Source organism: Xenorhabdus indica, assembly GCF_014467235.1.
GTDB lineage: Bacteria > Pseudomonadota > Gammaproteobacteria > Enterobacterales > Enterobacteriaceae > Xenorhabdus > Xenorhabdus indica.
Genome location: NZ_NKHP01000001.1, coordinates 158295 through 172490, shown reverse-complemented (window position 1 = coordinate 172490; position 14196 = coordinate 158295). Strand labels below are relative to the sequence as shown.

At 42.9% G+C, this 14196-nt stretch carries 8 protein-coding genes; 3 read left to right on the top strand and 5 right to left on the bottom strand.

The window, feature by feature from the left end; all coding sequences use genetic code 11:
* The first annotated feature begins 497 nt into the window (after positions 1-497).
* Complete coding sequence (locus tag Xind_RS00580; RefSeq protein ID WP_187649253.1) at positions 498-1856, top strand: aspartate aminotransferase family protein; 1359 nt, start codon at positions 498-500, stop codon at positions 1854-1856.
* 355 nt (positions 1857-2211) lie between these two features.
* A complete protein-coding gene (gene pulA, locus Xind_RS00575) occupies positions 2212-5025 on the top strand; it encodes a pullulanase-type alpha-1,6-glucosidase (RefSeq protein ID WP_246432433.1) in 2814 nt (937 codons plus the stop codon).
* Positions 5026-5262: 237 nt separating this feature from the next.
* Here the strand turns inward: pulA and bla are convergent, their stop codons facing one another.
* The 5 genes from bla to Xind_RS23745 form a co-directional block, all read right to left on the bottom strand.
* Positions 5263-6105: a class A beta-lactamase gene (bla, locus tag Xind_RS00570; RefSeq protein ID WP_369793171.1), complete on the bottom strand. Its 843-nt coding sequence runs from the start codon at positions 6103-6105 to the stop codon at positions 5263-5265.
* 190 nt (positions 6106-6295) lie between these two features.
* Positions 6296-8236, bottom strand: a complete 1941-nt coding sequence (locus Xind_RS00565; RefSeq protein ID WP_047685593.1) for an exoribonuclease II — start codon at positions 8234-8236, stop codon at positions 6296-6298.
* 327 nt (positions 8237-8563) lie between these two features.
* A complete protein-coding gene (locus tag Xind_RS23755; RefSeq protein WP_420856055.1) occupies positions 8564-8689 on the bottom strand; it encodes a hypothetical protein in 126 nt (41 codons plus the stop codon).
* On the bottom strand, positions 8661-8942 hold the full coding sequence (locus tag Xind_RS23750) for an arginase family protein (protein ID WP_369793170.1): 282 nt from the start codon (positions 8940-8942) through the stop codon (positions 8661-8663). The genes Xind_RS23755 and Xind_RS23750 overlap by 29 nt, the downstream gene beginning before the upstream one ends.
* Positions 8887-9201 (bottom strand): arginase family protein, encoded by a 315-nt coding sequence (locus tag Xind_RS23745; protein ID WP_420856054.1) that lies wholly within the window; start codon positions 9199-9201, stop codon positions 8887-8889. Before Xind_RS23745 ends, Xind_RS23750 begins: the two co-directional genes overlap by 56 nt.
* 980 nt (positions 9202-10181) lie before the next feature.
* Between Xind_RS23745 and Xind_RS00555 the strand changes: the two genes are divergently transcribed.
* Positions 10182-14196 (top strand): non-ribosomal peptide synthetase (locus Xind_RS00555; RefSeq protein WP_338114322.1); only part of this gene is annotated, 4015 nt, incomplete at its 3' end.

Genomic DNA, 14196 nt, shown 5'->3' with positions numbered 1-14196 from the left:
CACTAATAAAAAATATTTAACATGTTACTGAGCTTGGTATTTATTTGAGTATTGATACATTTTTTTACACATTATGCTCAGATGCCGAATAAATAAAAACCAATAATAAATTTATAATAATTATTATTTGATATATTATTTGTTATGAGAGTAATTAATGATGTTTCAAGTAAGAAATTATCTCTAATGAACTTATTATTAATATTTTTATTCTCAAATCAAGAGATAAAATAGATAAGGTGAGTAGGTGGAATTATGTGATGAAATTATTGAAAATGAGGGATATAATTAAAATTTATTGATATTATATCCATTGGTGTAAAACTATTTCTTTTGTTGATTAAATAAATGGCTTACAAAACAATGACTAAAAATTTACCATATATATTTTACGCTTAAATTTGTAAAAATAATTTATTTGTTTATTTGAAAATAACTTTAGATTATCAATACAGCTATGAACAATTTCAAGTTTAAATTAAAAAAGAGAATGGATAATGGAAAAGTCAATAATTAAAACTGAGATTCCTGGACCAAAATCAAAAATTGCTTTACAAAAACAAGCTCAATGGGAGTCCGATGCGATATCTTATCCGAAAAGATTACCAATAGCTTTAGACAGAGCGTGTGGTTCTTACGTGCAAGATGTCGATGGTAACATATTTATCGATTTTTTATTGGGAGCAGGGTCATTACCATTGGGGCATTCGCACCCAGAATTAGTAGATGAGGTATGTAAACAGGCGAAAAAGCTAAGTCTTGGTTTAGACTTTCCTACACCAATAAAAGAATCATTTACTGAAGCTCATTTTAGTATGTTACCTGAAAAACTGCGGGATTCTTACAAGCTACATTTTTGTGGGCCTACGGGAGCTGATGCAGTAGAAGCTGCAATTAAATTAGCTAAAGTATCAACGGGTCATCAGGAAATTATCAGTTTTAGAGGCGGATACCACGGATGTACTACTGGCGCTTTAGCAGTCACTGGCAATCGCCAAATGAAGAAAGATTTTTTGGGCTTGATGCCGGGCGTACATTTTTTCCCCTTTGGCTCAGAATCACATTCTCAAACCAGTTGGGTGATGAATTCACAGCAACTTGATGCTGGTATGTTTCTGGAATCTGCATTAAGAGATGCAAACTCAGGTCTTGGAAATATCGCAGCAATTATCCTTGAATTGGTACAAGGAGAAGGTGGTCTTTATGTTGCCGAAAAATCTTTTGTATCTAAAATTTATCAGTTATCGAGAGAATTCAATATTCCTCTAATTATTGATGAAATTCAGACAGGTTGTGGTAGAACCGGGACTTGGTATGCATTCGAACAGTATAACATAGAGCCTGATATTTTTGTCACATCAAAAGGAACCAGCGGAATAGGGCTTCCTTCATCATTAATGTTTTATAAAAAAGCATATAAAAATTGGCTGTCAGGAAATCACATAGGTACATTTAGAGGAAATCAGCTTGCTTTTAGTGCGGGAGTAAAAGCTATTCAAATAATTAAGCAAGAAAACATACTGGATAATGTAAAAGCGATGTCTTCAATAATCATTGAGAAATTGAATGCATTAAAAATTAAATTTCCATTCCTTGGTGAAATTCGTGGGAAAGGCCTTATGTTAGGGGTGGAAATATTAGATCCTAAGCTCGAAGATGCTGATGAGAAAAGTGCTAAAGAATTGCAGAAACTGGCATTGCAACATGGACTTATTACTGAGCTTGGTGGCCGTAATGATACTGTTCTTCGGTTATTACCTCCATTAAATATTGATATTAAAACCGTAAACGAAGCGTTTCAAATTCTTGAAGAGGTTTTTGTTTTTTACAATAACATGACTCACAAAAAAGGATAATGTTAATCCGGTGTCTGTTACGTGGTATGATAAAAAAGATATTTAGGCACCGGGATAATATTACACGGTTCACTCATCCCAATCACATCGTTATCTATGCGCTTGGGGATTACTCCCTTGCTGCCGCGCTGCATTTTGAAACCCAATAGGGTATAAATGATTAATGTTATCTTTTAAGTAAAAAGGTTTAACTGTGAAATCTAACTTCTGGAGGAAGGTTTATCTTGTTGTATTGAATAGCCTATTGATTTTATTACTTACAAGCTGTGCACAAAGTAGTTTTATATTAAATCATTTTACTAAAAATAGTTTCATGAAAAACAAGTGTTATTTGTTCAAAAATCAGGAGAAACTGATGGCACATCGTGTGAAGCAAATATCAGGTAGTGAAGAAATCTATCTTTGTCGTACTAACACCTCTCATTCTGTGCCAGAAATTTCTCAGGCTTCTGCACATTGGATTGACAGGCAGACGTTATTATGGTCAGGAGGTGAAAGTAAATCTGTTATTCGCTTATATCACAACCAAAGTAATAAGGTAGAGGCCAATGACCAGGGTTATTTTACTGATAATTATCTGACACTCACACCAACAGTTTTAAGTCAGGAAACAGCAAAAAAATTCCCACATTTGGCAAAGTGGCCAGCTTTCCGCTTGCCTGAAAACGTGGATATTGATCGACTCCTGACCGGAGATTTGGTGGTTTTTTCGGCCAATGAGCAAGGTCTATTTATATCGGCAACTCAAGTACAAACGGCGGGGGTATTAGACGATCGTTTCGCCGATGCGGCTGATAAATTGGAATATGGGGCCAGGATCAATAATAAAGGTGTGATTTTCAGGTTGTGGGCACCCACGGCACAAAAGGTAAGTTTGATTATCTATGATCAAAATAAACAGGTTATCGCTAATCATGTCATGCAACGTGATACAGCCAGTGGTTCCTGGTCATGGCAAGGTGACAAGAAATTGATTGGAGCTTATTACCGCTATGCCTTACAGGTCTATCATCCTCAATCTCGCAATGTAGAACACTATGAAGTGACCGATCCCTATTCTTATAGCTTGTCTGCTAATTCGGAATATAGTCAGGTCGTCAACTTGAATGATGAAGTGTTAAAGCCCCACAACTGGGATAACCTGTTGGCACCACATCCACAAAATACGCCAGCCGATATTGCACGTATGACCATTTATGAAGCGCATATCCGTGATCTTTCCGCTTCAGACAGTACGGTGTCCGTAGCCTGGCGTGGTAAATATCTGGCACTGACTGACAATAACAGCGATATGTTCAAGCATCTTAAGGCATTAAGTCAGGCGGGAATGACTCATATAGAACTGTTGCCTGTGTTTGATATTGCTTCCATCAATGAATTTAGTCATCAGGTGGCTGATCTCGATCATCCTTTTAGCCGTCTGTGTCAAATCAATCCCATAGTGAAGAACAGTCGTTTTGCGGCATTTTGCCATAGTTCATTAACTGTGAGGGAGGTTTTGCAGCAGTTGCGGCGTGATGACAATATCAATAATCCGCAAGTGCAAGAATTGAATACGATGGTGGCAAAAACGGATTCTTATAACTGGGGTTACGATCCGTTTCACTATTCAGTACCAGAAGGCTCTTATGCTACTGAGCCGGAAGGTTCTGTTCGTATAAAAGAGTTTCGTGCCATGGTGCAGGCCATCAAGCAACAATTGGGAATGAACGTAATCATGGATGTTGCTTACAACCATACCAATGCAGCAGGCCCGACATCCAGAACATCGGTGTTGGATAAGATTGTACCTTGGTATTATCACCGTTTGGATGAAATAACAGGCAAGGTTGAAAATAATACCTGTTGTTCTGATACTGCGCCGGAGCATCGCATGTTTGCCAAATTGATCGAAGATTCACTGGTGACATGGGTTAAAGATTATAAGATAGATGCGTTTCGGTTCGATTTAATGGGTTATCATCCTAAAGCACAAATGATATCAGCGTTAGAAAAAGTACGGGCGATTAATCCATCGATCTACTTTTTCGGCGAAGGGTGGAATTCTGGGCAGGATGATCGATTCGAAACAGCTTCTCAAATCAATCTTAAAGGAACTGGCATTGGTACTTTCTCTGACCGATTGCGTGATGCGGTGCGTGGCGGTGGGCCATTTGATGTTGCCGACAGTATCCGCAGTAATCAGGGGGTCGGTAATGGTGCTGAAATATTGCCTAATGAAATTTCCAGGTTAGATGCCGATAACGTTCGTCATTTATGGGATCTGGTTCGGCTTGGCATGGCTGGTAATCTGGCTGATTTTGTCATGATCGATAAAGACGGGGCAGTGAAAACAGGTAGCGAAATTGATTATAAGGGCGCTATTGCGGGTTATGCATCAGCCCCGCTTGAAGTACTGAATTATGTATCTAAACACGATAATCAAACATTGTGGGACATTATTAGCTATAAAGCTGCCTATGAAGCGGATTTGATAACACGGGTTCGTATGCAGGCGATCTCCCTGGCTACAGTATTTCTTGGGCAAGGTCTGGCTTTCGATCAACATGGATCAGAATTATTGCGTTCAAAATCCTTTACCCGTGATTCTTATAACGCTGGCGATTGGTTTAATCGTGTTAGTTATGACTATAAGGACAATAATTATGATGTGGGGCTGCCAGCACAGAGTGATGATGGTAAGAATTACCCACTGATTAATCGTGTGAAAAATCAGGTGAAAAAACCAGGTCAAAATGAATTATTACAGATGATGGCGTTTTATCAGGAGTTATTGCAGTTACGTCAGTTTTCACCATTGATGGCTCTTGGTAATGGCGCTGTTGTCAGACAACGTGTCGATTTTGTTAATGTTGGTCCTCAGCAGCAAATGGGTTTAATGGTCATGACGATTGATGATGGCAATATGACTCCACGTGATCTTGACTGGCGGTTTGATGGCTTGGTTGTCGTTATTAACGCTGCATCTTGGTCTGTGACTGTTAAAGATCTTAATGTCAACGGATTGAAATTAAATGATATTCAACGTGAATTGGGCAAGACATCTTTGGCCGCAGGGATACGGATCACTGAGGATGGCGAAGTAACAATGCCCGCATGGTCGGCAGCCGTACTGGTTTTACCGCAAGAAGGAATGCGTGGAACAGGTTTACCTGTTCGTAAGAAATAACAAAACCGGGCAAGCTGTTTGAGTCTCTTGAGCGAATATTTTACCTGATGCTGTAAGGCCCCGTTATTCACTGTGGGAAGAATGTTAATAACTTGTCAGGCATGAACCGATAACCGACCCCTGTTTCTGTCAGTCAATGTTTAGGGCGGGCAGGGTCGGTTTGTAGCTTCGATTAAACCTTGTTTTATAAATCTTCTCAAGCTACGCCGTAAATTAACCGCGTAGCATTGTCGATCTTTATTTAGTTTGAATCAGTATGTGGGCTGCTTCTGCCAGTACATCACGACGGGCTTTAGCGTTTTTATCGCCAGGTTGAGTGAAATAAGTGACCAATACTAATGGCGCTCTGTTTTCCGTCGGCCAGATCACGGCAATATCATTGGTTGACCCGTAGTCACAGAGACCCGTTTTATCTCCCACAACCCAATCTTTTGGTACTCCGGCACGAATACTGGCATCACCCGTTGTATTTCCTTTTAGCCATTCTGCCAGTTGCACACGTTGATTGGTTGCTAACATATTACCTAAGGTCAACTTGTATAAACTTTCCGCCATAGCTTGAGGTGTCGATGTATCACGTTCATCACCCGGTTTGACTAAGTTCAATTCAGGTTCTTTGCGATCTAACCGGAATTTATTGTCGCCGATAGTACGGGCAAATTTTGTCAAACCACGCGGGCCATCTAATTGGTCAAGTAGCAAGTTCATAGCTGTATTATCACTATATTGCAAAGTTGCTGCGCTCAACTCTGCTAATGTCATACCGCTTGCAATATGTTTTTCGGTAATCGGACTATATTCAACAACATCGGATTGTTTGTAGTTGATACGCTGGTTCAGTAAGTTTTCATCTTTTTCGCTTTTTTTCAAAAGCGCAGAGGCTGCCATAAATTTACTGGTACTGCACAACGGAAAACGTTCGTTTGCCCGATAACCGATGGTTGAATTGTCTGCTGTATTGATTAAGAACACACCAAGATGTCCATTAGCACTTTTTTCTAAGGCGATAAGTTGATTAATAATCTGTTCTTGTTGAGCCGTATTAGGCTGAGTAGGGGATGCCTGGGAAGGTGAAGTCATTAATGCACTGAATAAAGGTAAAATTGCTGCGGTAATGCGCGTGAATTTTAGTGTAAGAAGTTTCATATGAAAATCTGAATAATTGTTTAATATTTGTTGTAAAAATGCCGCTTATAATAGCGGCAGTGTGTTTATTGTTCTGGAAGTCCCGTTTTATTGGGTATTTCTCTGCTAAGTTTTACTAACAAGTTTAACTAACAGGGCGTGCCACAATATTACGGGTTTCCATTCTGACTTCTTCAAGACGCACATTGATAATGTCATTCAGACGATAAACTGTTTCGCCTTTAATTAATACGGAACCTGTTTCTTGGCTGCATTGAAGTTCATCACGAACAGCATGCAGGAATGGGCCTGGGACAAAAGCAATTGCGCCATTGTCAACCAGGCGAACACGCAATCCACCACGAGTGATATCAATAATTTCAGCGGAAAAAGTTTGATCCGTACCAGCGTGAGGGGCAAGAAAACGGGCATAGAGCCAATCGCCTACATCACGTTCAGCCATACGATTTGCCCGTCGACGCTCGGATAATTGCAGGCAAATTTCTTCGGCTGGCTTTTCTGCTTCTGTTTGTTGAATAATCGCTTTCAGCAAACGATGGTTGATAATATCGCTGTACTTACGGATAGGAGATGTCCAGGTTGCGTAAGCATCAAAACCGAGTCCAAAATGTGGGCCGGGTTCTGTTTTGATTTCCGCAAAAGTCTGGAAACGGCGAATACGGCTATCGAGGAATTGCGTCGGTTGTTTATCCAGTTCGCGACGCAATTCGCAAAACCCTTCTAATCCCAACAGAGTTTCATGGCAGGTTTCAATATTGTGTTCCTTGAGCACTTCAACAACGTGCTCAATTTGTGCTGGTTCAAATCCAGTATGAACGTTATAAATACCGAAACCTAATTTATCGCGCAGGATTTTTGCCGCACACAAGTTAGCCGCGATCATTGCTTCTTCAACAATGCGATTGGCGGAGCGGCGCTGCTCGATAACAATATCAGCCACATTCCCCCCTTCATCAAGAATAAACCGATAATCTGGTCTTTCCTTAAACACAAGGGCGTGCTGTTGGCGCCAGTTGTTACGGCGCTCGCACATTTCTTTCAATAGTGTGATTTGCTCAGCAACAGCATCAGAACCCGGTTTCCAACCATCCTGGCCTTCCAGCCAGTCAGAAACTTCGTCATAAACTAATTTGAACTTCGATTCGACCCAGGCTGTGAAAAATTGAAGATCATCACCTAGTTGCCCATCTTCCAGAATGGAAACCTGACAAACCAGAGCAGGGCGTCGGGCATTTGGACGCAGCGAACACAAATCATCAGATAGTTCGCGGGGCAGCATAGGAATATTAAAACCCGGCAGATAGTTGGTGAAACTACGCTGGTAAGCGATTTTATCCAGTTCACTGTCAGCTTTGATATAAGCCGTTGGATCAGCGATGGCGACGGAGAGTTTTAAACTTCCGTCATTATTCCGGGCGATGTGCAATGCATCGTCCATATCTTGAGTTGTTGCACTGTCAATGGTCACAAAATCAAGAGAAGTCAGATCAATACGTTCAAAAGAATTATCATCCAATTGGCAATCCGTCATAGCGGGTGCTTCACGTTCCAGATTATGACGTGTCAGAGTAACCCACCAGGGAGCGAAGTGGTCATCACCACGGGTGATATAGCCTGTTACCTCTGCATGGAATCCACGATCACCTTTCAATGGATGACGCTTCATTTCAGCAACAGCCCAATCACCATTTTCGAAATTATGGGTCACTGTATTGGCCGGTCGGCAAGGGATAGCGTCTTTTAACAATGGGTGATCAGGAACAATCCATAGACGGTTATCGTTTTCTTTTTTCTGGATCCTTCCTACAAAACGGGACAAGAAGGGTTCAATAAGCGTTTCTGGTTCAGCGATCTCTTTTTCTTTGTCGGTGTGAATAGCGGCTGTGATGCGGTCACCGTGCATCACTTTTTTCATATGAGGTGGTGGAATAAAGTAACTTTTTTGACCATCGACTTCCAGAAAGCCGAAGCCTTTTTCAGTTCCTTTGACTAAACCTTCTACACGCAAGGTTTGAGCGTGAAGTTGCTGTTTTAGCTGAGCAAGCAGCGGATTGTTTTGAAACATAATAATCAGGAGAGTTATGGAGTTATTATTGGTAATTTTGGGTAACAGTTTTACGCGAATCAAGGTTATGGAGCAAGTAACATCTTATCAAAACACGAAAAACTGTCAGCAAAGACTAATAATTATACTGTTTATGTTTGGCTGGCCGTAGAGGTTTTTCTGGTTGCAGTATGCCACATTTTCCGCACTGATTTATTGCACCAGCGATCAATAAAAATCGCTGGCACTTGCTTGAAGAATACATCTTCTTAAAAAACTGAGGTCGAATGAACTCTGGCCTTTCAATACACAGAATCTCAATACACAGAATTGATATGCTTCTAATTTTTACTTACCCAGTAGTGGAAGTTGAGCCAGCATGGCTTTAAGGTTAATGGCATCCCAGGGAAGATGTTCAGAAATAGTCAGACCGACTGTCTTTGTGTCAGAAGTAGCGCGATTGATTAAGCCCACAATATCTGAAATAGTTAACTTGCCTTATATTCCAGTGGCGTATGTATACAGGCAATTTTACTGTACTAATAAAATCAGTATCACTATTCCCCATCAGGGCACCGAGAACATGGGAGTGAGCGTTTTTATACTGAACCGGAGTTTGCACATCAGGGTGTGAATCAATCCACAATATCCCCAGTTTATCTGTATATTTTTCATTCAGCCAAGAAAATGGCGCAAGAGAGACAAGACAATCTCCCCCCCAGTACAACAACAGAATCAGGAGAATGCTGCTCAATTAATTGACGTGCAATGGATAATTGTTCAGTTAGTACAGAACGTCCCACTATTCCATTTTCCTCCCTGGGCGGGATTTCTGACGGTGGAATTACAGGGACTTCCTCAACAGGTCCGGCAGATTGTGGGGCAAGCCACGACAAAAGTTTTGCGCCAAAATAATAGGGAGGATTATTTCCTCCTTGCCACTGAGGAAAAATTAATCTTAACGTTTTATTATTTCTATTAGCCATAATATTCGGCTCCTTTAATAAAAATGGTTCACTTGACGAAAAAATGAATAACCCGGTATTAACTCAGATCTTAAATCTGATAATTCAGTCACCTGATAATGTTTTGATGAAATGACGACAAGTGGTGATCAAAGTGAAATTTTATTAAGATTATTTTTCGCCACTTATACTATATAAATCTTTTCAACTTGAAGATGCTGGTTTTAAATAAATTATGCCCGGAAAATTCGACTGTTTTTGTTACCCTCATCATCGAAGATAACACCTTATATTTGTGCAAAAAATAGCCGCTTATTTTAAATCTCCAATTATATTTTGGTGGGAAGTTTTTTGAAAATTTTCCCTGTTTTTTTAGTCACAGGCGACTATTATCACTGCCACTGTGTTCATCATTTTTTTAAGTCTCGCTTGGAGAAAAAGAGAATAAATCTTTTTAAGGTAATGAAATTTGCATCTTCAAGTTAATAGGGTATATATTATTGCACGATTGAGAGTAATAATATTTTTATTGATTGTATATATTTTAATACCCAAGAATGTAAACTAATTAAATAATTGGATTTATTATAAGTAAAATAATTTTAAACCTGTATCTTGAAGTAGAGAAATCAAATGGCTTCAATGGTTATAAAATATATTAGGGTTTAAGTATTTTTAATCTGCGATTCTATTGCTATTTATGAGGATAGTAAATGGAGTTAATAAAAATAGAATGTCCTATTCCAATTTATCTGGCTAATTATTTTTTCATTGTTAACAAAATTATTATTTCATAACGTTAACATTATCACTATTCATCGGGCTATTGTATTTAAAGCCTGACAAAAAGTACTGCCTAAATATTTTGATCCATGTTTTATGCATGAGTTGTATTTCTCTCCAGTCAAATGAAAAAAAGTAAGAAAAAATATTTTTGATGATCCTACAGACTGAATATTTTCAAACAACTAACAGATTCGTTGAGATGAGGTAATAAATAAATGAAAGATAACATTGCTACAACGGGAAATAGTCTTAATGGTGAAGCACTTTCTGGAATAAATACTCTACAATCACTCACACCCAGTGAATTATTTTGGTATCAGCGTCTTGCCGCTTTGCACCCCCTCCAGTTACCTTTCGACATTCCCCATAAGATTGCTGAACCCCGTTGGGCAATCAGCTGTTGGCAGTCCCCGTCTCTTCAAAGTGGTCAAGAAGAGCCGTGGCGAATAGTGTTGCAAGCATTTGTTATCTATCTTGCGCGTCTGACTCAGCAGCCAGTATGCCAAATCGGCTGGGGGGTAGCATTAAACGATAACCAGGCAAATCTGGCCTCAGTGGTGCCCATGGACATTGCAGTGGCGTTGGATCAACCGTGGTATGGGGTAGCTGACGCGGTTGATGATGAACTTACCCAACTGGCGCAACACCAGACATTCAATTATGACCGCCTTTCTCATTTACCTTCATTGCACGCCATCCCTGAATTAAGCACTCACTATCCGTGGTCGATAGCGGTTTCGGTGATACAGGATGACAGACAGTGTGATCAAAAAGCGTCGGGTGAATTGCTGACACTTCAGATAAATGAGCAGGGCGGTTTTTTCCGTTGGATCTATGATGAAAATCGCCTGAGTGCGGAAGTGATTGCGCGCATGGATAACCATTTACAGATGTTGCTGTTATCAAAAGGAAGAAGTGATGATATCCCCATTGAGCAGCTTAATTTGTTGCCGGAGGTGGAACGGACATTGCTATTGGAAACCTGGAACCCGACTGAAATCCTTTATCCTGAAGCCTTGTGTATTCATCAGTGGTTTGAGCAACAGGTACAAAAGACCCCACAGGCTACGGCACTTGAGTATCAGGGGCAAACACTGAGTTATGCTGAATTAAACGCCCGCGCTAACCGGCTGGCCCACCAATTGATTGAGCAGGGAATTGGACCGGAGCAACGGGTTGCCATTTGCGTGGCACGCTCACAGGCCATGGTGGTGTCACTACTCGCAGTACTGAAAGCCGGTGGGGCTTATGTGCCGCTGGATATTACCTACCCGGCTGAGCGTCTGGCATATATCCTAAATGACAGTGCCCCATCCGTAATATTGGCGGATGGCACCGGACAGTCCATATTGGGTGACAAGATACTGGCTGAGTTGACGGTACTTGACCCGACGATGCAGCCGGATCAACCGGACAGTAACCCACAAGTTTCAATGTTAACACCGCAAAATCTGGCCTATGTGATTTATACCTCCGGCTCCACCGGTCAACCAAAAGGGGTGATGGTGGAGCATCAGGCGGTCTATCAGCGCATGTTGGGCGTCAATGAACAGTATGGCGTGACGGCGCAGGATCGGGTATTGCAGTTTGCGGCGTTTGCCTTTGATGTTGCGGTTGAGGAGTGTTTCTCCTCATTATGTTATGGTGCTACGCTGGTTATTCGCGATGATAGCTGGCTGGAATCAATGACAGAATTTATCACCTTAGTGCGGGAAAACCGTATCACGGTGCTGTTACTGCCCACGTTATTCTGGTCTGAACTGGCAGCCAGAGAGCCAGAATTAGCACTACCTGACGCGCTCCGATTGGTTATCATCGGCAGTGAAGCTGTGCAGAAAAAAGCCCTTCAGGACTGGTTTGCCCAGTCGGGTCACCGCCCTCGGTTATTAAATGCTTATGGCCCGACGGAAAATACCGTTACCGCCACCTGTCAAGAAGTCTTCTCTTCGGACGATGATCGTTCCATCGGCCGGCCCCTCAGCAATACCCGTATTTACTTACTGGACAACAATGGACAACCCGTACCGCTAGGTTGCTCAGGGGAAATCTACATTGGTGGTGTGGGGGTTGCGCGGGGGTATTTGAACCAGCCAATTTTAAGTGAAGAACGCTTTATCCCCGACCCTTTTAGCCCCGTATCGGGTGCCCGGATGTATCGTACCGGGGATGTGGCCCGTTACCTGCCGGACGGAAACCTGGAGTTTCTGGGTCGTAATGACCAGCAGGTAAAAATCCGCGGCTTCCGTGTCGAATTGGGGGAAATTGAAACCCGTTTGCTGGAGCATCCAGCAGTGAATCAGGCAGCAGTGCTGGCACTGGATGACGGACAAAGTAGGCGGTTAGTGGCTTATATCGTGGCGGAAACTGTGAGGGAGGAAGAGAATGACGAGTGGATAAACAGCTTGCGTACCCATCTGAGTGCACTTCTGCCGGATTATATGGTGCCGGCAGCCTTTATGCGTCTGGACAGCTTCCCGCAGACTCCGAATGGCAAACTGGATCGCCGGGCATTACCGGCCCCCGACGATGAAGCATTTGTCCGGCAGGTGTATGACGCCCCGCAAGGGAAAGAGGAAACGATACTGGCGACAGTCTGGAGTGAGTTATTGGGCATTAAGCAAATTAGCCGCCATGACAGCTTCTTTGCATTGGGTGGCCACTCCCTGCTCGCGATGCGTATGATTGAGCACCTGCATCAGCAGGGGTTGGCGCTGGCGGCGAGTGATTTATTCCGGTCGCCTGTGTTATCCGATCTGGCGAAAATGTTGGGGCAGCATCAGACTATCGAAGTCCCACCCAATATGATTACTCCCGCAACACAGCAACTGACCCCGGCGATGTTACCGTTGGTGGATTTAACCCAGGCAGATGTTGACCAAATTGTTGAACAAGTGCCGGGTGGGATAGAAAATATTCAGGATATCTACGCCTTATCGCCCTTGCAGGACGGTATTTTGTTCCATCACTTATTGGCGCAGAAAGGCGATCCGTATTTGTTGACCGTCCAGATGATTTTTGCTGATCGCGCTTTGCTGGATAGTTATCTGGCAGCGATGCAACAAATCATTGAGCGGCACGATATCTTACGCACCGCCTTTATTTGGCAAAACATATCCGTGCCAGTACAGGTCGTCTGGCGTCATGCTGACTTATCAGTGACTGAGCTGACGCTGGATCCGGCTGATGGTCCGGTCATTGACCAGTTAAGTCAGCGTTTTGATCCGCGTCATTATCGCTTGGTTCTGGGTCAGGCTCCGCTTCTGCATTTTGTTGTAGCGCAGGAAACTGATGGCCGCTGGTTCTTACTGGAATTGCACCATCACCTGATTGGCGACCATGAAGCGCTAGAAATGATGCACCGTGAAGTCCAGTTATACTTGACAGGGCAAGAGGAAAATCTGCCTGTACCGGTGCCGTTTCGCAATCTGGTGGCTCAGTCCCGATTGGGGATGAGTCAGGAAGCCGATACCCGTTTCTTTACTGAAATGTTAGCTGAAGTGGAAGAGCCGACGCTGCCGTTTGGCTTGACAGAGGTGCATCGTGACGGTTCACAGGTGACGGAATTTCACCAAATGTTAACGCCTGAGCTGAATAATCGCTTGCGCAGTCAGGCCCGGCAGTTAGGCGTCAGTTTGGCGGCTTTGTGTCATCTGGCCTGGGCCCAGGTGTTGTCACGGGTCTGTGGACAGGAAAAAGTGGTATTCGGCACCGTGTTGTTTGGACGTATGACTGGTGGCGAAGGAACAGGGAATGGGATGGGGCTGTTTATTAATACCTTACCGTTGCGGCTGGATATTGATGATATACCGGTACGGGACAGCGTGCAGGCCGCCCATCGCCGGCTGGCGGGATTATTAGCCCATGAACATGCATCACTGGCGCTGGCGCAGCAGTGTAGTGGGGTTGACCGTGGTACATCCCTCTTTAGTGCTTTGTTGAATTATCGACACAATGTCTTATTGGGAATGTCAGGTGAACTGGTCAGAGGGATTGAATTTGTTGGGGAACAGGAGCGAACCAACTATCCCTTTGTACTGTCAGTGGAAGATTTTGGTGAGGCGTTAGGCTTAACGGCGCAGGTCGTGCAGCCGTTTGAGCCGGCGCGGATATGCGGCTATATGCAGCAGGCGCTGGAAAGTCTGGTGGCGGCGCTGGAACAGGCGCCGGAAACCCCGGTACGGGCAGTTGAATATCCTGCCGGAAGCAGAACGTACACTGTTATTAACTACT